The sequence below is a fragment of the Bacillus shivajii genome (genome assembly GCF_020519665.1).
Lineage (GTDB): Bacteria > Bacillota > Bacilli > Bacillales > Salisediminibacteriaceae > Bacillus_CA > Bacillus_CA shivajii.
The window spans coordinates 1270878-1291469 of sequence record NZ_CP084703.1; the positions used below are offsets into that span (position 1 = coordinate 1270878).

Here is a 20592-nt window from a genome sequence, read left to right on the forward strand (position 1 = left end):
AGGACTGTGTAAAGTTAATGTCGTAAACTATCTTAGCAAACCGAAACAATTTTAACGTATACTTATACTTGAACCTACTGTACAAATTCAAGAAGGAGAAAGGTAAAAATGATGACATGTGTAAAAAGAGGTTTAGTGGACCAAATATACGATAAAAAGCACTGGATTCTTAAAGAACTGATTGATCATTATCCATTTAATAAAGAAATCACACGAGATGATAAAAAAAATATAGAGTTAGAAATTTCCAGCCTTTTTGACTGTTTCCTCATGACATTGTACGAAAATACCTCTCCAAAGATCGAACATCATGGTATCAAAGTTGAAAATCACAGAAGAAAAGAAAATATAGACCTTATAGAATTATTAGCTTATTTCGATAATGTTCGGATTATTATTGAAAAATGGATCGATAAGTTACCATCAGAAGAAGCAGAAAAAACAATGGGGAAGTGTAAGTTAAATCATTTTTTCCTTGAACTTCAAAAAGCTGTCCATCTGCATTCTACAAAAGTATCGACTGAAGAATTAAAACAAAAAAATGAAGAACTAGATAAACTGTACCAGGAACGAATTAAAACGTTATCGAAGCTTTCATCAAGCTTTGCACATGAAATTCGTAACCCATTAACATCAATTAAAGGCTTTATTCAACTTTTAGAAAGTCGAGTAGACAAGCCTTCTGATGAAGGGAAATTTATCAATTATATTAATAAAGAAATCGAAGAGCTCGAAGAACACGTTAATCAAATCATGTTACTGTCAAATCATAAGACGCACCAAGATATTCACATAAAGAAAATGATGTTTAACAACGTTGTTACCCAAGCATTGGAAAGTTTTCAAACGTATTTTAAAGAGCATCAAATACAAGTATCCCTTAATATGACTGAATTAATGCAAGTAAATGTTATTGAAGATCAATTAAAACTCGCAGTTTTTAAATTATGTCAAAATGCAATTGACGCATTATTACTCCGCAAGAATGAAAGACGACTAGAAGTGACCTTGAAAGAAGAAGAAGGTATGGCTGTATTAACATTTACAAATAACGGACCACCAATATCAGGATTGATAAAAAATAAAATTTTCGATCCCTTTGTTAGTACGAAAGAGCTTGGAAAAGGGATTGGCTTATCAATTACAAGACAAGTCATTGAAAAGCACGGAGGCCATGTGAAATTCCACTCGAATGAGGAAAGTACGACATTTGAAATTTATTTACCAATCGAATATACGTAATTGTGAAAGTAAATGATGCGCAAACTTACCTCAATATGATATGATAAAAGTTATGAAAAAATGGATCACAAGATACGTATTCCATTAGGAGTGTTTCTATGTCAAGAGATATTGATGTCGTAGATGCATTACGACACTACCGACATGATTGGCTGAATCAAATACAGCTAATAAAGGGGAACCTAGCATTAGGTCGATTAGATAAAGTAGATAGTATTATTGATGACTTAGTGCAACAATCTAAGAATGAAAGTCAATTATCAAATATGAACATTCCAAAAGTGGCAACAAGCCTTCTAACATGTAATTGGGAAGAACACCCATACATTGTCAGTTTTGAGACACTAACTGGGGAACAAGGTTGGTCGTCTTATGAAGATGAAATATTTCGTTTGATAAATGACATTTTCAACATTTTCGATGAACAGTCGAATCGTGGAGAGGATAACCACCTTCTTCTTATTTTCAACGATTTGAATGGAAAAATGATTGAAATTGACTTTCAAGGATTTTTGCGTAAAGATCATTATTTAAATGACCAAATAGCTCATTTTAAAGAACAATATGATGAAAAAGTTACAAAAATTGATTGGAATGAGCGGGAATGTTATATCAAAATTTGTTTTGAATAAAGTTTCTGTTTAACCATATTAGAGGTGAAAGATCATGTTTGTGGACAAGGTCAAAGTATTTGTGAAAAGTGGAGACGGTGGTAATGGAATGGTTGCTTACCGTAGAGAAAAGTATGTGCCAGATGGAGGTCCAGCTGGTGGTGATGGTGGTAAAGGAGCCGATGTTGTTTTCGTCGTGGACGAAGGTTTGCGAACATTAATGGATTTTAGGTACCAACGTCATTTTAAAGCTGAGCGTGGTGAGAACGGTCGTCCGAAGAACCAACATGGAAAAAGCCGTGAACCAATGATGGTTAGAGTTCCACCTGGAACTACCGTAATTGATGAACAGTCAGGCAAAATTATTGCTGACTTAACGGAAGATGGCCAAAAGGCAGTCATTGCAAAAGGTGGGCGTGGTGGTCGAGGAAATACTCGATTTGCAACACCAGCAAACCCAGCTCCAGAAATTGCTGAAAATGGTGAGCCAGGTGAAGAAAGAAGTATTATGCTTGAATTAAAAGTGTTAGCGGACGTTGGTTTGGTAGGCTTTCCAAGCGTAGGTAAATCAACATTGCTTTCTGTCGTATCAGCTGCAAAGCCGAAAATTGCCGATTATCATTTTACAACACTTTCTCCGAATTTAGGTGTTGTTGAAACGGATGACCATCGTAGTTTCGTTATGGCAGATCTCCCAGGACTTATCGAAGGAGCTCATTCAGGTGTCGGGCTAGGTCATCAATTTTTACGACATATTGAACGAACAAGAGTCATTGTTCATGTCATTGATATGAGTGGTTTAGAAGGACGAGATCCATACGAAGACTATGTAACAATTAATGAAGAGTTAAAGCAATACAATATGCGTTTAACTGAACGCCCGCAAATCGTTGTTGCTAATAAAATGGACTTACCAACTTCACAAGAAAACCTTGATGTGTTCCGTGAAATGGTTGGCGAGGATGTGGAGATCTTCCCGATTTCTGCTGTCACAAAGCAAGGTTTGAGTGGATTACTTCGCTCTATTGCTGATAAAGTGGAGACAACACCAGAATTTCCACTTTATGAAGAAGAGCAAATTGAACAACGTGTTGTTTATAAATTTGAAAGAAGAGAAGATCCATTTACAATCTCTAGAGAGCCAGACGGAACATTTGTCATTGAAGGTGAAGAAATTGAGCGAATCTTTAAGATGACAGACTTTAACCGTGAAGACTCAGTTCAACGTTTCTCACGTAAAATGCGTCATATGGGAATTGACCAAGCGTTGCGTGATCGTGGTGCTGAAGACGGAGATACAGTAAGGATTCTTAAGTATGAATTCGAATTTGTTGAATAACGAACGCAAGGGAAGTTGCAGAAAATGCAGCTCCCTTTTTTAGTATTTGAATCAATCTCATAATTCAAAATAAGGTGAGAAATTCAAAATGTGAGCGTGAACGTCACTTCAGACGGACGCTTTCCCGAGGGCTTGTCTTCAGCTAACTTAGGCTCGACAACTCTTCGCCTAAGTGGATCTTCAGCTCGTTGCTCCTGCGCCACTACGCTTGCTCGTCGCAGGTAAAGAGTGTTCCTGCGGTTACTCGTCGCAGCTCGGAGCAGTTCGAAGAAGTATTGCTCGTCGTTGTTCCTGCGATTACTCGTCACAGACTCCGTGCCTCTTCCTCTTCAAGCTCTTCTTGGAAGTGGATGCGTCGAGGCAGCTCGAAGAATATTCGGTGAAGCAAATGCTCGTTGCTCCTGCGGTTACTCGTCGCAGCTCGAAGCAGTTCGAAGAAGTATTGCTCGTCGCTGATCCTCCGAGAGTCGCCGTCTTTAGTTACGTTCACTCCAAAATAAAACGTACATGTAATGAAAAAATTATGATATCAAATATCATTCGTTTCATTGTGCAAAAAACGTAATTATGAAATTTATTCATTTATAAAATTTCGGTTGAAAGTATAATGGCAGTTACGGATTTCGCAATCAGGACTTGGCGATAAGCCCATGATTGTTTCAATTTCTGTTTTGTAAAATAGTGTGAAACTCATCCTTCATACTTTAACGCTTTCCAATATTGTTGTAAACTTTATAAGTGAACTATAATAATAAGACAATAGTGGTTGTTTACATAGGTGGTGAATGTGTTGAAAAAGCGGACAGATCAATACTATTTAGTTCGTGAAGATATGCTTTCTGAAGCAATGTTAAAGACGATTGAAGCCAAAAGATTATTAGAAAATGGAATGTATACGAAGATCAATGATGCAGTTAAAGAAGTTGATTTAAGCCGAAGTGCTTTTTATAAATATAAGGACGGAATTTTTCCTTTTCATACAATGGTAAAAGAGAAAATAATGACACTTAGCGTTCATCTAGAGGACCGTTCTGGAACGTTATCGAAGTTGCTATCAATTATTGCTCAAACAGGAGCGAATGTCCTAACAATTAACCAAACGATTCCTTTACAAGGACGTGCAACAATTACGTTATCCATTGAAACGGCAGCACTTACGACTGATGTTACTGTCTTACTGAAAAAAATTGAAGAACTTGATGCCGTCGTTAAAGTGGAACTAATTGGTTCTGGTGCATAAATTAATACATGTTAGTTCTTATAATGAATTGGCTTCATTATCGTTCATTTTTAATAATAGAGGCAATCCCCCTTTAACATCACCATGGGGAAAATAGGTGGTTCATTATAAGTAAAATTGGATATTAAAAATAAAGGGGCGAAAAAGATGAATTGTATCGGTTACCTAGGACCAAAAGGATCTTTTACAGAAGCTGCAGCAAATGCTCTATTACCAAATAATAAAATCATTCCTTTTCGCTCAATACCTGACAGTATGGACGCAGTAAAAGAGGGAAGAGTTTTAGGTACGGTTGTACCATTAGAAAATGCTATTGAAGGCTCAGTCAACATAACGTTAGATTACTTAATCCATCATCAGCCCTTAAAAATGGCAGCGGAGTATACGACATTAATTGAACAGCACCTTATGGTGAATGAGGCATATAGAATCGATAAAGAGATGAAAGTCATTTATTCTCACCCACAAGCAATTGCGCAGTGTCATCAATTCTTGCGCGATCGTTTTCCGAATGCTGAACTAAAATATATGAATTCAACAGCCGCAGCTGCGAAATATGTAAGTGATCATCCTGAGGAACAATCAGCAGCTATTGCAAATGAATTAGCAGCTAAAGAGTATAAACTTTCAATTATTAATCATAAGATTAATGATTATAAAACAAATTCTACACGTTTTGTCCTCTTATTAGATGATAAGTCAAATCAATATGAATTAACGTTACCAAAACAGCCAAAAAAATATAAAACGACACTTATGGTAACTTTACCCTCTGACTATTCAGGGGCATTACATCAAGTTTTATCGGCTTTTGCTTGGCGGAAAATCAATTTAAGTAAAATAGAATCGAGGCCGATGAAAACCTCTTTAGGTCATTATTTTTTCATTATTGATGTTGAGATGGAAATGGACCAAGTACTACTTCCTGGTGCATGCGAAGAGCTAAAAGCACTAGGGTGTGATGTTTCTGTTTTAGGAAGTTATCCATGTTATCAAAATGTTAATGTTATTGAAAAAGAAACAATTAATGATTGCTCGCTCTCCTAATTTCTATAGGAGAGCTTTTTTGATTATGGTCTAAAATGAATTTCATAATTATTGCCACTTATGAGCCAAGGGGTTAGAAGCATGAAAAAAGAAGTACTGCCCACGTTACCATGTTTTATAACCGTGTAAAATTGGCAAGTAGCCGGTTAAACCGACAATTGAATACGGATGTGTAGCTTAAAAATAAAACTGTTATAAAAGATGTTTTCTTTAGACTCAAATGGCTCAATTTAGCTATTATATATTTTCTTTATTTTTAAGTGCTAAGGAAGAAGTTTTTCGCATAGGTTGTGTTGAGTAGCCTTGTTTTTCGTCATATAGCATAAATTTTAAAATGATGCTGATTGAATGTTATGGAATTTGGTTTTTCGTTTTGTAAAAACTTCGCTTTCTGGTCGTTATAAGCTTTTATATTGGCGGATTTCTTTACACTTGAATAGTAATTATTTATGAAGTCGATTCCAACCAGTTGGTTTTCAAAGTGTAAAGTATAGCGGTTACTATTGCTTGAACCGTTATTACTTGGTGAAAAGCCACGTTTTATTATGGGAAATGAGTGACGATTCGCCCAAGTGTGCATAGAATGTATTGACATTGTATGGGAGGGATCAGTAAAAGTGAGAATTCATATTGTTCAAAAAGGGGAAACGCTTTGGAAGCTCTCACAAAAGTATGGGGTAGACTTCGAAGAGCTAAAAGCTGCTAACACACAGCTGAGCAATCCAGACCTAATCATGCCAGGGATGAAAATCAAAATTCCTACAAATGGAGTGCAAGCAAAGCATGCACCTCCTAAAAAAGAAGCACCAGTGAAGGAAAAACCAGTGGCAAAAGAGGCACCGAAAAAGCCAAAAATGCCACCTCCATCAATTAAAGAGGAAAAGGAGAAGCCAATACCAAAGCCAGTAGCTCCACATGTTCCTGAACCTGCGCCGGCACCAGCACCACAGCCATCTAAAACGTATCAAACACAAAAAACAAATGTTAATTTTAATTTTTATAAAAAGCAACAGCCAACGTATAAAATTCCAGCTCCACCGAAAGTGCCTAAACCGAAAGAGCCACCTAAAGTAAAAGAAGAGCCAAAAGTGAAGGAAAAGCCGAAGGTGAAACCAAAACCAAAACCTCCAGTAAAAGAAAAGCCAATAGCAAAGCCTAAAGAGAAACCAATTGCTAAACCAAAAGAGAAACCAATTGCTAAACCAAAAGAGAAACCAATTGCTAAACCAAAAGAGAAACCAGTTGCTAAACCGAAAGAAAAACCTGTGACAAAGCCAGTAACTAAACCGATGGAAATGCCAATGGAACAACCAATGGTACATCCATTTCAAGATTGTTATCCAATTACGCCAGTAATGCCAGGATGTTATCCGTATCCTCCATTATGTGCGGCACCTTATCATTTTGCACATACGCAGACTCATCCAACAATGATGCCTCATGGTCCAGGTTATCCAATGGGTCATGGAATGCCAATGGGGATGCCTCATCCGATGCATATGCACCCTATGCATTATCCAATGCAACAGATGCCGTATATGGACCATATGCAGCATCCAGGTCAAATGCCGCATATGGAAGGGATGCCACATCATGGGCAAATGCCACATATGGAAGGTATGCCGCATCCAGGACAAATGCCTCAAATGGATCAAATGCCTCAAATGGATCAAATGCCAGATATGGAGCATCATGATTTTAACCATGAGGATATGGGGCATCAATACCAGCAGGACTTACCGTCTTATGGTGATGTGACAGCATATTATAGAGCTCACTTTCCTGGCATGGCAATGCATCCACCCCAAGCCACTTATGGCATGATGGCTCCTATGCCATATTATGGTTACGGTCCTCAAGGAGGATCAAATGAAGAAGACACATCTGATGATGAAAATAACTGAATAAAAATGGAATGAAGGAAAGCTGTCTCATAAAGGCGCGTTATTTCGCCAATGAGGCAGCTCTTTTATTTTTACATAAAAATTACCGTTAAAACATTGGAATCAAAATGAGCCCTCATAGACAACCTAAATGTTGAAAGGAGGGCATTAAATGAAGAAATTTGCACTAAGTTTAACGGCAGTCACCATCTTGTTATCAGGTTTAGCTGGTTGTGGTGATGTTAACGATAATGCAGCTAATAACCAACAAGAAGGATTTACAGTTAATCAAGGACGTCAAGGCGGGAACTTTTACGGTGCTCGTGGTGACGGAACGGGTATGCAAGGTGCATACAACGACATGAGAGGTCGCGAAACTGAAGGTTACGGTCAACAAGGACATTTAAGAGGTTGGAACAACCGTGTTGATACACACGGACAAGCAGCTAGAAGAAATCGAACAGGTGCATTAGGAGCACAAGAGCGTGGGATTGGTCGAGATGCAGCATTAGGTACTCGAAATAGAGGACTTGGTGCTGACCGAGGTGGAGCATTAGGAGACCGCAGACGTACTGGTGCTTTCGGTGAAAGACGTAACCATGGAGCATTAGGAGGTCAACAAGGAAGACATGCTGGTGCCCACGGTACTCGTGCAGGTGCTTATGGTGGGTTTGGCCGAGGTATTGTAGGTAACGACCGTCCTGGAATGGTTGATGAGGATGGAATTTTAAATCGTCGTCCTCGCGCTTTACAAGGTCAACAAACAAGTCGTGATAAAGGACGAGTAGGTGCAAACACGTACCGAGGAGCAAACATTTTAGGTGACCGTGACAGAGGTGTACCACGAGGGCAAATGCGTGATGGAACACGTGGTCGAATGGGAGAAACAAACATTACAGGTGAAGGACTACGTGGTCAAAACCGTATGGGAGAAGCTAATTTACCTGGTGACAGACAGCGTGGACAAAATCGTTTAGGCGATACAGGACAATTAGATAACAGAAATCGTGGCGGTATGGGACAACAAGGCATGTTTGGTGATGGTCAAACGAGGCAACAAGGTCAGCGTGGTAATGTAACAGGCTATTTTGATAGCCAAGATGGAAAATCGGCACGAGAAATTTCTAACCGTGTTGAAGCGCAAGAAGAAGTAGACGACTGTCGTGTAATTGTAAATGGTGATGATGTTGTCGTTGCCGTTGAAGCTGACGGTAATGAACAAGAAATTGAAAATAAAGTTGAATCGATGGTATCAAGAATGGCGGATGACAAAGATGTTCATGTCGTTAGCGACCGAGAACATTTTAAGACAGTCCGCGGCATGGACGAACGATTGCGTGCAGGCGAACCGTTTGAAGAAGTCGGCGCAACATTCGACGATATGCTTCAAGATCTTGGTCGTGCGGTTCAACGCCCATTTGAACGCAGCCGTTAATATGTAGATGAAAAACAGGTGAATTCTCACCTGTTTTTTCTAATGAAGATGCAAGTATTAGTCAATTAATCGAGGTAATCAACAACAAACAAAACTTCGGCCATATAAAAAACGCCAATTTTACATTTTCTCTCCTATAATTTTTTTATATACTATACATAGATTATCGAAATGGGGGAAGGAAAATGGCAGGACATTCAAAGTGGAGTAATATCAAGCATCGCAAGGGGAGACAAGATGCAAAAAAAGGGAAAGTCTTTACGAAAATATCCAAAGAAATATTTGCTGCGGTACGTTCTGGAGGAGATGATCCGGATACGAATACGAAGCTCCGCATGGCGTTAAATAAAGCAAAGTCTGCAAATATGCCAAATGAGAATATAGACAGAACAATCAAAAAGGCAAATGGAAATATTGAAGGTGTTTCTTATGAAGAAATTACGTATGAAGGTTATGCACCACACGGGATTGCAGTTTACGTTGAAGCGCTAACAGATAATAAGAATAGAACTGCAGCTGAAGTACGACTTGCATTTAATAAAAATAATGGCAACCTTGGTGAAACAGGGTGTGTATCTTTTATGTTCGATAGAAAAGGTCTTTTAATCATAGAGGTGGATGAAAACTTCGATGAAGAGGCGACTCTCCTAAAGGCAATTGAGGCTGGTGCTGAGGATGTCTCTGTATCTAACGAGCGTGCTGAAATATATACGTCTCCAGAAGACTTTGAAGAAGTTAAGCAACAATTAGAGTCAGATGGTTACAACTTTATTTTTTCCGAAGTAACGATGATTCCAACGACAAAAACAGAACTTGATGAACAAACGGCAGATGAAGTCTTTGAACTAATCGATGCATTAGAAGATAATGATGATGTACAAAATGTTTATCATAATTTAGATATTGAAAGTTAATTTTAATCTTCTAGGATAAAGCTACCTAAGTTTGGAAAACCTTATAATAATTCCTAACATAAAGAAGGAAATAATTTAGATGTTTTCCGACAAGGAGGCTTTATCTATGGTTTCTACAATGAACAGAAATCAATTATATGGCATTTTGCTTTTGATGATAACAACAATTGTGCTTGTTATGGCTACTTATTCTAGTGAGACGAAAGCTCAAGTTGATCATGAATCGTTTGAGGCAAAGACGGTTGAAGTTATTTTACAACGACATTACTTAGACGGTGAGGTTAGTGAAGAAACAGTTGAAGAAACGATATGGTCTATGGAAGACTTTTGGTCGTTTTATGATGACTGGCAACTCGTTGATCAAGGTGAAGATCAAGTGGTTTTTAAACAAGACCTAAATGACATATCCCCACTGTTGAAAATGAATGGTTATTTCGGTCTTTCTGATGAGGGAACATTAAATATATATAATGGAAGACCCGATGATAATGAGGTCATTCAATCTTTTTTCCAAATTAATACGAGTCGGCTGAAAAGTCATTTGCACGATGAGTTAGTGGAAGGTATTCCAGTTTCAAGCAAAGATCAATATTTGCAAGTATTAAAAACATATGAAAAATATGCTGTAAATGATTTATAATAAAATCTGGCCCCTTTCAAATAGTTGATGCAGCTGTTTGAAAGGGGCTTGTGTTTTGTTATACTAGCAGAATTTATAATATTTCGGTTGATAGTCTAACGGCAACTAAGGCTTTCGCCATGAGGGTTTGGCGATAAGCCAAGTTTTGTTTATCGCCATTACGAAAGCATAAATCAATAAAAAATCTTCTCACAATATGCTAAAATAGAAATGTGTGTTCGTATTTTATTTTGAAGTAGAGGAGAATGGTTTGTGATTGAGTGTTTAACAGGAAAAGTGATTCATATAGAAACGGAAGCAATTGTTATTGATGTTCACGGAGTGGGGTATCTCGTATATTGTGCAAACCCATTTCGTTTTCAAGAATGGCTTGATGAAACGAAGACTGTTTATACATATCAGCATGTACGTGAAGATGCAATCCAATTATTTGGTTTTCTAAATCGTGAAGAAAGGCGCTTGTTTGAGAAACTCCTTCAAGTATCAGGAATTGGTCCTAAAGGAGCACTTGCTATCCTTGCTTCTGGTGAACCAAAAACGGTTATTCAAGCAATAGAAGAAGAAAATGAACGTTTCCTCGTTAAGTTTCCTGGTGTTGGTAAAAAAACAGCTCGTCAAATGATTCTAGATTTAAAAGGGAAGTTGCCAGATGTAATGCCATCACTTTTCGAGGATGAATATAGTGACGAAACTTCTTCAAGGTTTTCGGAAAGTGATCCAAATAAAGAATTAAATGAAGCTGTAGAAGCATTAAAAGCTTTAGGATATGTTGAAAGAGAAATCAATAAAGTGCTGCCTGAAATTAAAGAGCAGCAGTTGTCTACTGATGAATATATTAAAAAAGCGTTACAACTTATGCTGCAAAGATAATAAACGTTGGAGGAAGATAACATGGAAGAGCGTATCGTAAGCGGAGAATCACAAGCGCAGGAAGATTGGGAAGAACGGAGTCTCCGCCCGCAAACATTATCTCAATATATTGGCCAACGCTCCGTGAAAGAAAATTTAACGGTATTTATTGAAGCGGCAAAGATGCGAGAAGAGTGTTTAGACCATGTGTTATTATATGGACCGCCGGGTTTAGGGAAAACAACATTAGCAATGATTATCGCAAATGAAATGGGGGTTAACTTGCGTACGACTTCAGGTCCGGCTATTGAACGTCCAGGAGATTTAGCTGCTATCCTTACTGCATTAGAGCCTGGGGATGTTTTATTTATTGATGAGATTCACAGGTTAAACCGGTCTGTAGAAGAAGTGTTGTATCCGGCGATGGAAGACTTTTGCTTAGATATTGTCATAGGGAAAGGACCATCAGCGCGATCTGTGCGTTTAGACCTTCCCCCATTTACCTTAGTTGGAGCAACGACAAGAGCGGGCATGCTGTCAGCACCATTGCGTGACCGTTTCGGAGTTATGAGTCGTCTTGAGTATTATAAGCAAGATGAACTAACCGAAATTGTCCAGAGAACTGGCGATGTCATGGATATTCGTATTCATATAGAGGCGGGAGAAGAAATTGCAAGGCGCTCACGTGGTACCCCGAGAATTGCGAACCGCTTGTTAAGGCGTGTTCGTGATTTTGCACAAGTACGTGGAAATGGAGAAGTTGATTTACAAGTAACACAAGAAGCTTTAGAATTACTTCAGGTTGATCGTCTAGGTTTAGATCATATTGACCATAAATTATTAATGGGGATCATTGAAAAGTTTAGAGGTGGTCCGGTAGGGTTAGATACGATTGCAGCAACAATTGGTGAGGAGTCTCATACAATTGAAGATGTTTATGAACCATATTTATTACAAATTGGATTTTTACAACGTACACCACGAGGGCGAATGGTTACCCCAAAGGTTTATGAGCATTTTCAAATGGAGGTGCCAAAGTAGTGACACAAATTCCTAAAATGTTAATTACGTTAGGGATCATTTTAGTCATTATCGGTTTGTTATGGCAAGTTGGTGGAAAGTACTTATCCTTAGGGAAACTTCCTGGGGATATTTTTTTCAAGCGTGGGAACACAACATTTTATTTTCCTATCGTTACATCCATCGTGCTTAGTATTGTCTTATCATTAATTTTGTATTTTATCGGACGTTTCCGTTAAAACTCGTATGTAATCCACGTAAAAAGTGGAATTGAAGTAAAGGAAGGTTTAATGAATCATGGATGTAAAACAATTTGATTTTGATTTACCAGAAGAGCTAATCGCTCAAACACCTTTAGGAGATCGTTCTTCTTCAAAGTTACTTGTTATGGATAAAAAAACAGGTGAACGAGAACACCGTCGTTTTTTTGAAGTAATTGAGTATTTGCAAGAGGGAGACACTCTCGTATTAAACGATACAAAAGTTTTACCGGCTAGACTTTTTGGAGTTAAAGAAGAAACCGGGGCGAAAATTGAAGTGCTCTTATTACACGATGAAGGTGAACATACGTGGGAAGCCCTTGTCAAACCAGCAAAAAGGGTAAAAGTCGGGACCGTTGTACAATTTGGAGATGGATTATTAAAAGCGACTTGTGTGGAGGAAATGTCAGAAGGTAGACGGAAGATGAAGTTTTCGTTTAACGGTATTTTTCATGAAATTTTGGATCAGTTAGGTGAAATGCCGCTTCCTCCATATATTCAAGAGCAACTTCAAGAAAAAGATCGATACCAAACGGTCTATGCTAAGAACCGAGGCAGTGCTGCAGCACCGACAGCAGGACTTCATTTTACAAAAGAACTGCTTGAGGAAATTGAAAGTAAAGGGATCAATATTACTTACGTAACGTTACATGTTGGTCTAGGAACATTTCGACCAGTAGCTGTAGAAGATGTTGAATCGCATGAAATGCATGCGGAGTTTTATCAATTGAGTGAAGAAACAGCTCGTATCATTAATGAAACGAAAGAAAATGGCGGACGTGTCGTTGCTGTTGGGACAACATCGGCGAGAACTTTAGAAACAGTTGCTTCGAAAAACGATGGAGAGCTTGTAGCATCATCAGGTTGGACAAGCATTTTTATTTATCCAGGGTTCCAATTTCGTGCGATTGACGGACTACTAACGAATTTTCATTTACCTAAATCAACATTAGTCATGTTAGTTAGTGCGTTTGCAGGAAGAGAAAATATTTTAAATGCATATAAAAATGCAGTAGAAAATCGCTATCGTTTCTTCAGTTTTGGCGATGCGATGTTACTCATTTGATCATGAAAAGGCATTTTTAAAACGAATAAAGCACATTTGTGTTTGAAAGTAGACGCTACTCGCTTTCACCTCAAGGTACAAGTGTGACATCCATTCAAGCTACACTACGTTTGCTTTCATGGTGTCTTCTTTGCACCCCAGGGCACAAGTGCGACATCCGTTCATGCTTCACTTGCGCTTGCATTTACGGTGTCTTCTTTGCCGCGGGAACGGCACGGGCATCCCAAATCTCATTACGCTCGTATTGGGTGATTTTCGGCTCGCGCTATTCCCGCAGGAGTCTCGTAGCCTACTTCCAAACAACGCATAAGTAACATTAAAATGTCTTTTCCTTGAAGATGTTGCAATTTATTAAGATTGGATAGGAAAAATTAAGAGGAAGTGAAACAATGACAGCACCAATAACTTACGAACATATAAAAACGTGTAAACAATCGGGGGCTCGTCTTGGGATCGTTCATACACCCCACGGTTCTTTTGAAACACCGATGTTTATGCCAGTTGGAACTCTAGCAACTGTGAAAACGATGAGTCCTGAGGATTTAAAGGATATGGGCGCAAAGATTATTTTAAGTAACACGTACCATTTATGGCTTCGTCCAGGTCATGACATTATAAAAGAAGCAGGTGGACTTCATAAATTTATGAATTGGGATCAACCGATCTTAACAGATTCAGGTGGCTTCCAAGTATTCAGCTTAAGTGATATGCGAAAAATTACGGAAGAAGGAGTAGAGTTCCGTAATCACTTAAGTGGAGAAAAAATGTTTTTAAGCCCTGAAAAGGCGATGGAAATCCAAAATGCCTTAGGACCTGACATTATGATGGCATTTGATGAATGTCCACCTTATCCTGCAGAATACGATTATATGAAAGCGTCAGTTGAACGTACGACAAGATGGGCGGAACGTTGCATCAATGCTCATGAGCGTTCAGATGAACAAGGGCTATTTGGGATTGTTCAAGGCGGAGAGTATGAAGAACTGCGCCGACAAAGTGCAAAGGATCTTGTAGCAATGGATTTCCCAGGCTATGCTGTAGGTGGTTTGTCAGTTGGTGAACCTAAAGATGTCATGAACGAAGTGCTTGAATTTACGACACCTTTATTGCCTGACAACAAACCACGCTATTTGATGGGAGTAGGTTCGCCAGATGCATTAATTGATGGATCTATTCGAGGGATAGATATGTTCGATTGTGTCCTTCCAACCCGTATTGCGAGAAATGGAACGCTAATGACGAGTGAAGGCCGCCTAGTTGTTCGCAACGCAAAGTATGCTCGTGACTTTAGACCACTTGATGAAAATTGTGATTGTCATGTTTGTCAAAACTATAGTAGAGCCTACATTCGCCATTTAATTAAATGTAGTGAATCATTTGGATTTAGATTGACTTCTTATCACAATCTCTATTTCTTACTACAATTAATGGAGCGTGTAAGAGACGCGATTCGTGAAGATCGATTATTAGATTTTAAAGAAGAATTTTTTGAAGCTTATGGCTTTAATAAGCCAAATGCCAAAAACTTTTAAAAGTCATTTATTTCGATCGTTTTACTATTGATTTTCAGTAGTGAATTTGGCTACAATGGTACGGTAGAGACAACTGTCTAGAGCAGGAGAGTATGATGAATGTGCGTTTTGTGATAATATAATCACAAAAGAAACGGTGTTTATCGTTGAAAGGGGTGAAAGTCATGGAAGGATTAGCTGGTGCTTTAGTACCTCTATTATTAATGTTTGCAATCTTTTATTTCCTTTTGATTCGTCCGCAACAAAAACGTCAAAAGAAAGTTCAAGAAATGCATACTTCCCTTCAAAAAGGGGACAAGATCGTCACAATTGGTGGTCTTCATGGTACAATCGATGCGCTTGATGAAAATCGTATCGTTGTTGATGTTGACGGTGGTAACAAACTTACATTTGATCGTCAAGCAGTTCGTGAAGTTACAAATCAAGATTAATTGAGTACCTGGCATTAAAATAGTACAAGTTATCGATTTACGGTTTCTTGTACTAAAAGTGCCAGGTTCTTTTATTTGAGCAAGTGCAACAAAAACGCTTCCTTGAATTACAACGGACCTTTTTTTATATACAAAATTGTGCGGGATATGGTCCCGCACAATTTTGTGAATAAGAAGAATATGAAGGTATAATAAATGAACTAAATAAAGTTATGCACTATGACGATGTGATTCCCCACGTATATTAACTCCGAACATGCCTCCTAACACAGCTGCTATTAGGTATCCGCTATGCATTAGTAATTGTTGCAAGTCAAATGCTTGGTTATAACCTAAAAATTGAACAAGGAAGATAACGACAGTGTATAAAAATGCTGTGACGGCTCCAGCTAGCCACCCCTTTTCCCCTGAGCGACCTCCTGCTACAAAACCACCGAAGAACATTGCTACAAAAGAAAAGCCTAGTAAAACCCATACTAAACTACCTTCTTGAAGCCCCGTAAAACGCAGTAGTAGAGAAGAAATAAAACTGACTGTAATCACGAGAATCAATATTGTTAATATCCCGTATAACGAACTACTGAATAAACGATTTTGCATGATACTCCCCTCCAAATATTCATTTATTCCATACATATGCTTGTCAGGCTTATTTATACGCTGAATTCTGCATTTTTGAGTTTTTTTATACTATCAGAATTTATATAATTTCGGTTGATATCAGTATAACTGCTCCTGCGGTTACTCGTCGCATGTCGGAGTTATTTCGAAGAAGCTGTTGCTCGGTGCAACTAAGGCTTTCGCCATTAGGACTTGGCGATAAGCCAAGTTTTGTTTATACAAGCTTATTTCAAGTTGTCTTGCTCAGTCGATTTCAATCATGTTTATGTACTTGTCCTCATACAATGTATGGAATACATAGGGAGGAGCAATCGATTATGGATTGGATCATCGCACTCGTCATCTTTTCAATTAGTTATATATTTATTATTACAGAAAAACTAAACCGTGCTCTTATTGCCTGTTTAGGTGGAGTGCTTATGCTTTTTGTCGGAGTACTGGATTTAGATAACGCCTTTTTTTCTCACATTGATTGGCATACGATTGTTCTACTATTATCGATGATGATATTAGTGTCGATTACAAGTCAAAGTGGCTTCTTTGAATATATAGCAATTTCATTAGCGAAGATGGTCCAAGGGAAACCGATACCGTTATTAATCGTCATTTCTAGTTTAACCGCCTTTGGCTCAGCACTTCTAAACAATGTGACAACTGTATTGCTCATTGTCCCGATTGTCATTACGTTAACGAGGTTGCTAAATATCTCGGCTATTCCTTATTTGCTATCGACCATTTTAGCATCAAACATTGGTGGCACAGCCACCTTAATTGGAGATCCGCCCAACTTAATGATCGGCCAAGCTGTTGAGCATTTAACATTTAATGATTTTTTAGTGCATTTAGGCCCAATTGTTGTCGTCATTTATATCGTGATTATGTTTGGTGTTTGTATGCTCTATAAAAAACAGTTAAAAGTGTCTTTAGAAGACCAGCAAGGGTTAATGAAGATTAATCCAAAACAGTATATCAAGCAGCGTGCACTTTTGTTTAAATCTGTCTCTGTTCTTTTTATTACAACCGTTGGATTTATTGGGCAACCTTTTTTAAATGTCGAGTTAACGAGTGTCGCAATGGCAGGCGCGCTTTTATTAATGCTTTTAACACATGAAGAAAAAGAAACAGAAGAAGTTTTTCAAATGGTTGAGTGGGTGACGCTCTTTTTCTTTGTTGGATTATTTATGCTTGTAGGAGGATTAAAAGAAGTTGGGATTATTGATGAGATAGCAAAATCAATCATTTATTATACAGAAGGTGACGTTCCGAAAACGTCTATGTTAATTTTATGGTCGTCTGGTATTTTATCTGGATTTGTTGACAATATTCCGTTTGTTGCAGCGATGATTCCAGTCATTTTAGAATTCCAAGACTATGGGATGACGAACTTGGATCCATTATGGTGGGCGTTAGCTCTAGGCGCTTGCTTAGGGGGAAATGGGACATTAATTGGTGCAAGTTCTAATGTCATTGTAGCGGGTTTAGCAATGAAAGCGAAACAGCCATTTACGTATATGGACTTTTTGAAGGTAGGAGCCCCAACAGCAATTGTATCCTTTGTTATATCAAGTGTATATTTATATTTCCGTTATCTTATTTTTTTCCCGTGAAAACATGATGAAAGCTGCCCATAAGCCTTGAAGCTTTGTGGGTAGTTTTTTTATTAGGCTCTTTTCGTAAACTTTGTTGCTATTTTAAAAAAACTTGGTTGAGTGAAAGGCGGCGCTCCCGCAGGATCAGCGACGAGCAATACTTCTTCGAACTGCTTCGAGCTGCGACGAGTAACCGCAGGAGCACTGTTTATCTGCGACGAGTAACCGCAGGAGCACTGTTTATCTGCGACGAGTAACCGCAGGAGCAACGAGCTGAAAATCCACTTAGGCGAAGAGTTGTCGAGCCTAAGTTAGCTGAAGACAAGCCCTCGGGAAAGCGTCCGTCTGTAACGTAAACCAAGCCCGAAAAATTTCTCGAAATCAACAATCTATGCGAAAAGAGCCTTTTATTAAAAAAGAATTTCCAATCCTTCTCTCACATGACTTAAATTTTCTAGGTGAAACTAAGCAAAAGAATGTGTGTAGAAAGGACGTTCTACCATGGAACTTGGAACCGTCATTACAAGAACGGTTGTTATATATTTAATCATTCTTTTAGTGTTTCGCATAATGGGTAAAAGGGAGATCGGTGAGCTTTCAATTGTTGACTTTGTCATTTCAATTATGATTGCAGAACTTGCAGTTTTGGCAATTGAAAATACGAATGTGTCTATGGGAAGGCAAGTCCTACCGATCATTGTACTTATGGTTATTCAAATCTCGTTAGCATATATTTCTTTAAAAAGCCGAAGACTCCGAAAGATGATTGATGGAAAGCCATCTGTTTTAATAACAAAAGGAGAAATTGATGAAAGAGAAATGAAAAAACAACGATATAATTTTGATGATTTAATGACCCAATTAAGACAAAATAATGTGAAATACGTTTCGGATGTAGAGTTTGCAATATTAGAGCCATCAGGTGAATTGTCTGTGATAAAAAAAGAGGAGGGGGAGAATGAAGAAAAAAGTCCACCATTTTTACCTTTGCCATTAATATTAGATGGAAAAGTCGTTGAAGATCACTTAAAAGAAATCAATAAGACCCCTTTATGGCTTAGGCAACAACTAAGAAAATTAGGTTACAGAGACATAAAAAAAATATCTTACTGTGCCTTAAATGGCGACCGTCAGTTCTTTATAGACCTAAAAGATGAATCTAAAAAATAAAGTGCCTGGCACCTGGGGATTAAATTCCAGGTGCCAGGCACTTTTATACTTAAAGTTAAATTTTTATGAGGAGGATTTATACCCACTTCTTAATAAACGGGATTCGCTTTAACTCATCGTTTTTTACAAGACCTAGTACAAGGATTAATGCAACATAGATGATGGTAGCAATTGTCATGCTACTCATTGTTCTCCATAGAAGTGTAAGGTGATCAAATAGAACATAGTATGAATATGTTGCTGCAAGTCCTGTAACGACCATTGCAGATACCACTTTCAAAATGTCACGGACATGAAGAGTAAAGCTTACAGTTTTCACTAAGGTTGCAAAATGTAGGAGTGTAACGAGTAAAAAACCGATAACAATCGCTAAAGCTGCTCCCATGATTCCTAATTCTGGTCGTGAAGCTAAAACGAAAATTGCAGCAATTTTTACAAATGCTCCAATTAAACTGTTGATCATTGCTGCTTTTGCTAAATTTAATGCTTGCAATGTTGCTTGCAGAGGCCCTTGGAAATACAAGAATAAACTAAATGGTGCCATGACCTTCAAGTAAGTTGCTACTGTTGGTGCATCGTAAACAAGCTCCATGATCGGCTCAGCAAAAACATATAACACAACGACAGCTCCTCCACCTGAGACAAGTGCGAGCCTTAGAGCTTGGCCGAGCCTATGGTGAATAAGGCTATAATTTTGTTGATGAGCTGCTTCACTTATAGCAGGAACAAGTGATACAGAAAGAGAATACGTAATGAAAGTAGGCAGTAACAACATCGGGATGACATACCCAGCTAGCTCCCCGTATTGAGCAGTTGCTACAACGGTTGCAACGCCAGCAATTGCTAAACTTTGTGCTACTACAATCGGTTCGAAGAAAAACGACACAGAACCAATTAACCTGCTTCCGGTTGTAGGAAGTGCAATAGCCATTAAATCATGGAAAGTCTTCTTTCCTTCTTTGGCATATGAGAAAAACTGTCTGCGTAGTTTAAAGCGTTTTTTCCTTTTAAACATTGTAACCATAAAGATTAAGGAAGCAAGTTCACCTAAAACAACAGAAATCATTGCACCGGCGGCAGCGAATTCTAATCCGTATGGAAGTAAAGCCATAGTGAAAGCCGCAACAAGCGTTATTCTAACGACTTGTTCTATCACTTGAGAATAAGCAGTTGGTTTCATGTTTTGTAAGCCCTGGAAATATCCCCTTAAAACAGAAGATAATGCAACGATTGGCACAATAGGAGAAATTGCGATTAATGGATAAAAGGCCCTTGAATCTGTTAAGAAGGTGTTAGAAATGATTGGAGCACCTAATATCATTACCGTCGTAAACACAATACTCAGTGTACCGGTTACGGTTAAGGAAACAATGAGAATTCGTTTAATCCTTGTCCGATCTTGATCGGCGTCGGCCTCTGCAACGAGCTTCGATATTGCAACTGGCAAGCCGAGCTGAGTTAATGTGATCACAAGAAGAAGTGTTGGAACTGCCATCATATATAGTCCTACACCTTCAGCGCCCATAATTCTAGCAACGACAATTTTGTTAACAAAACCGAGAAACCTCGTTATTAGTCCTGCGAAAATAAGAATAAAAGCTCCTTTTAGGAACGATTGCTTTGTCATGAATGCCCCTACTTTCTTTCAAAAAATCATGGATTTTTTTCTAAAACATGTATATGCTGAATGGGTGGGCAAGCAT

At 38.3% G+C, this 20592-nt stretch carries 20 protein-coding genes; 18 read left to right on the top strand and 2 right to left on the bottom strand.

Annotated features, from left to right (window positions below; genetic code table 11):
• Positions 1 to 108 precede the first annotated feature (108 nt).
• From LGQ02_RS06135 to yajC, 16 genes are all read left to right on the top strand, one after another.
• Complete coding sequence (locus LGQ02_RS06135) at positions 109 to 1242, top strand: sensor histidine kinase (RefSeq protein WP_226517324.1); 1134 nt, start codon at positions 109 to 111, stop codon at positions 1240 to 1242.
• A 98-nt stretch (positions 1243 to 1340) separates the two neighbouring features.
• Positions 1341 to 1874, top strand: a complete 534-nt coding sequence (locus LGQ02_RS06140; protein ID WP_226517325.1) for a Spo0B C-terminal domain-containing protein — start codon at positions 1341 to 1343, stop codon at positions 1872 to 1874.
• A gap of 34 nt (positions 1875 to 1908) precedes the next feature.
• The gene (gene obgE, locus LGQ02_RS06145; RefSeq protein ID WP_226517326.1) at positions 1909 to 3192 is read left to right on the top strand and encodes a GTPase ObgE; all 1284 of its coding nucleotides are present in this window, start codon (positions 1909 to 1911) and stop codon (positions 3190 to 3192) included.
• Between the two features lie 379 nt (positions 3193 to 3571).
• Positions 3572 to 3757, top strand: a complete 186-nt coding sequence (locus LGQ02_RS06150) for a hypothetical protein (protein WP_226517327.1) — start codon at positions 3572 to 3574, stop codon at positions 3755 to 3757.
• A 267-nt stretch (positions 3758 to 4024) separates the two neighbouring features.
• Positions 4025 to 4432, top strand: coding sequence for an ACT domain-containing protein (locus LGQ02_RS06155; protein WP_264184021.1), 408 nt, complete (start codon positions 4025 to 4027; stop codon positions 4430 to 4432).
• A 147-nt stretch (positions 4433 to 4579) separates the two neighbouring features.
• Positions 4580 to 5479, top strand: coding sequence for a prephenate dehydratase (gene pheA, locus LGQ02_RS06160; protein WP_226517329.1), 900 nt, complete (start codon positions 4580 to 4582; stop codon positions 5477 to 5479).
• Positions 5480 to 6096: 617 nt separating this feature from the next.
• On the top strand, positions 6097 to 7383 hold the full coding sequence (safA, locus tag LGQ02_RS21255; protein ID WP_264184006.1) for a SafA/ExsA family spore coat assembly protein: 1287 nt from the start codon (positions 6097 to 6099) through the stop codon (positions 7381 to 7383).
• A 151-nt stretch (positions 7384 to 7534) separates the two neighbouring features.
• Positions 7535 to 8797 (top strand): YhcN/YlaJ family sporulation lipoprotein, encoded by a 1263-nt coding sequence (locus tag LGQ02_RS06170; protein ID WP_226517330.1) that lies wholly within the window; start codon positions 7535 to 7537, stop codon positions 8795 to 8797.
• A gap of 185 nt (positions 8798 to 8982) precedes the next feature.
• The gene (locus tag LGQ02_RS06175) at positions 8983 to 9711 is read left to right on the top strand and encodes a YebC/PmpR family DNA-binding transcriptional regulator (RefSeq protein WP_226517331.1); all 729 of its coding nucleotides are present in this window, start codon (positions 8983 to 8985) and stop codon (positions 9709 to 9711) included.
• A gap of 106 nt (positions 9712 to 9817) precedes the next feature.
• The gene (locus tag LGQ02_RS06180) at positions 9818 to 10351 is read left to right on the top strand and encodes a BofC C-terminal domain-containing protein (RefSeq protein ID WP_226517332.1); all 534 of its coding nucleotides are present in this window, start codon (positions 9818 to 9820) and stop codon (positions 10349 to 10351) included.
• Between the two features lie 252 nt (positions 10352 to 10603).
• The gene (gene ruvA / locus LGQ02_RS06185) at positions 10604 to 11221 is read left to right on the top strand and encodes a Holliday junction branch migration protein RuvA (protein WP_226517333.1); all 618 of its coding nucleotides are present in this window, start codon (positions 10604 to 10606) and stop codon (positions 11219 to 11221) included.
• Positions 11222 to 11242: 21 nt separating this feature from the next.
• Positions 11243 to 12241 carry a Holliday junction branch migration DNA helicase RuvB gene (gene ruvB / locus LGQ02_RS06190; RefSeq protein ID WP_226517334.1) on the top strand — a complete coding sequence of 333 codons (999 nt, stop codon included), beginning with the start codon at positions 11243 to 11245 and terminating at the stop codon, positions 12239 to 12241.
• Entirely contained in the window at positions 12241 to 12459 is a 219-nt protein-coding gene (locus LGQ02_RS06195) for a DUF2905 domain-containing protein (protein ID WP_226517335.1), read from the top strand. Before ruvB ends, LGQ02_RS06195 begins: the two co-directional genes overlap by 1 nt.
• Before the next feature lie 58 nt (positions 12460 to 12517).
• Positions 12518 to 13546 carry a tRNA preQ1(34) S-adenosylmethionine ribosyltransferase-isomerase QueA gene (gene queA / locus LGQ02_RS06200; RefSeq protein WP_226517336.1) on the top strand — a complete coding sequence of 343 codons (1029 nt, stop codon included), beginning with the start codon at positions 12518 to 12520 and terminating at the stop codon, positions 13544 to 13546.
• Between the two features lie 389 nt (positions 13547 to 13935).
• Positions 13936 to 15078, top strand: a complete 1143-nt coding sequence (tgt, locus tag LGQ02_RS06205; RefSeq protein ID WP_226517337.1) for a tRNA guanosine(34) transglycosylase Tgt — start codon at positions 13936 to 13938, stop codon at positions 15076 to 15078.
• A gap of 164 nt (positions 15079 to 15242) precedes the next feature.
• Positions 15243 to 15509: a preprotein translocase subunit YajC gene (yajC, locus tag LGQ02_RS06210; protein WP_226517338.1), complete on the top strand. Its 267-nt coding sequence runs from the start codon at positions 15243 to 15245 to the stop codon at positions 15507 to 15509.
• Positions 15510 to 15719: 210 nt separating this feature from the next.
• On the opposite strand, the gene LGQ02_RS06215 is transcribed toward yajC, so the two are convergent.
• On the bottom strand, positions 15720 to 16109 hold the full coding sequence (locus tag LGQ02_RS06215) for a TIGR04086 family membrane protein (protein ID WP_226517339.1): 390 nt from the start codon (positions 16107 to 16109) through the stop codon (positions 15720 to 15722).
• 338 nt (positions 16110 to 16447) lie between these two features.
• Here LGQ02_RS06215 and LGQ02_RS06220 point away from each other — a divergent pair, with 338 nt between their 5' ends.
• On the top strand, positions 16448 to 17737 hold the full coding sequence (locus LGQ02_RS06220) for an ArsB/NhaD family transporter (RefSeq protein WP_226517340.1): 1290 nt from the start codon (positions 16448 to 16450) through the stop codon (positions 17735 to 17737).
• 483 nt (positions 17738 to 18220) lie between these two features.
• Positions 18221 to 18889: a DUF421 domain-containing protein gene (locus tag LGQ02_RS06225; protein WP_226517341.1), complete on the top strand. Its 669-nt coding sequence runs from the start codon at positions 18221 to 18223 to the stop codon at positions 18887 to 18889.
• A 76-nt stretch (positions 18890 to 18965) separates the two neighbouring features.
• Here LGQ02_RS06225 and spoVB read toward each other — a convergent pair whose 3' ends face one another.
• A complete protein-coding gene (spoVB, locus tag LGQ02_RS06230; RefSeq protein ID WP_226517342.1) occupies positions 18966 to 20516 on the bottom strand; it encodes a stage V sporulation protein B in 1551 nt (516 codons plus the stop codon).
• Positions 20517 to 20592: the final 76 nt, after the last annotated feature.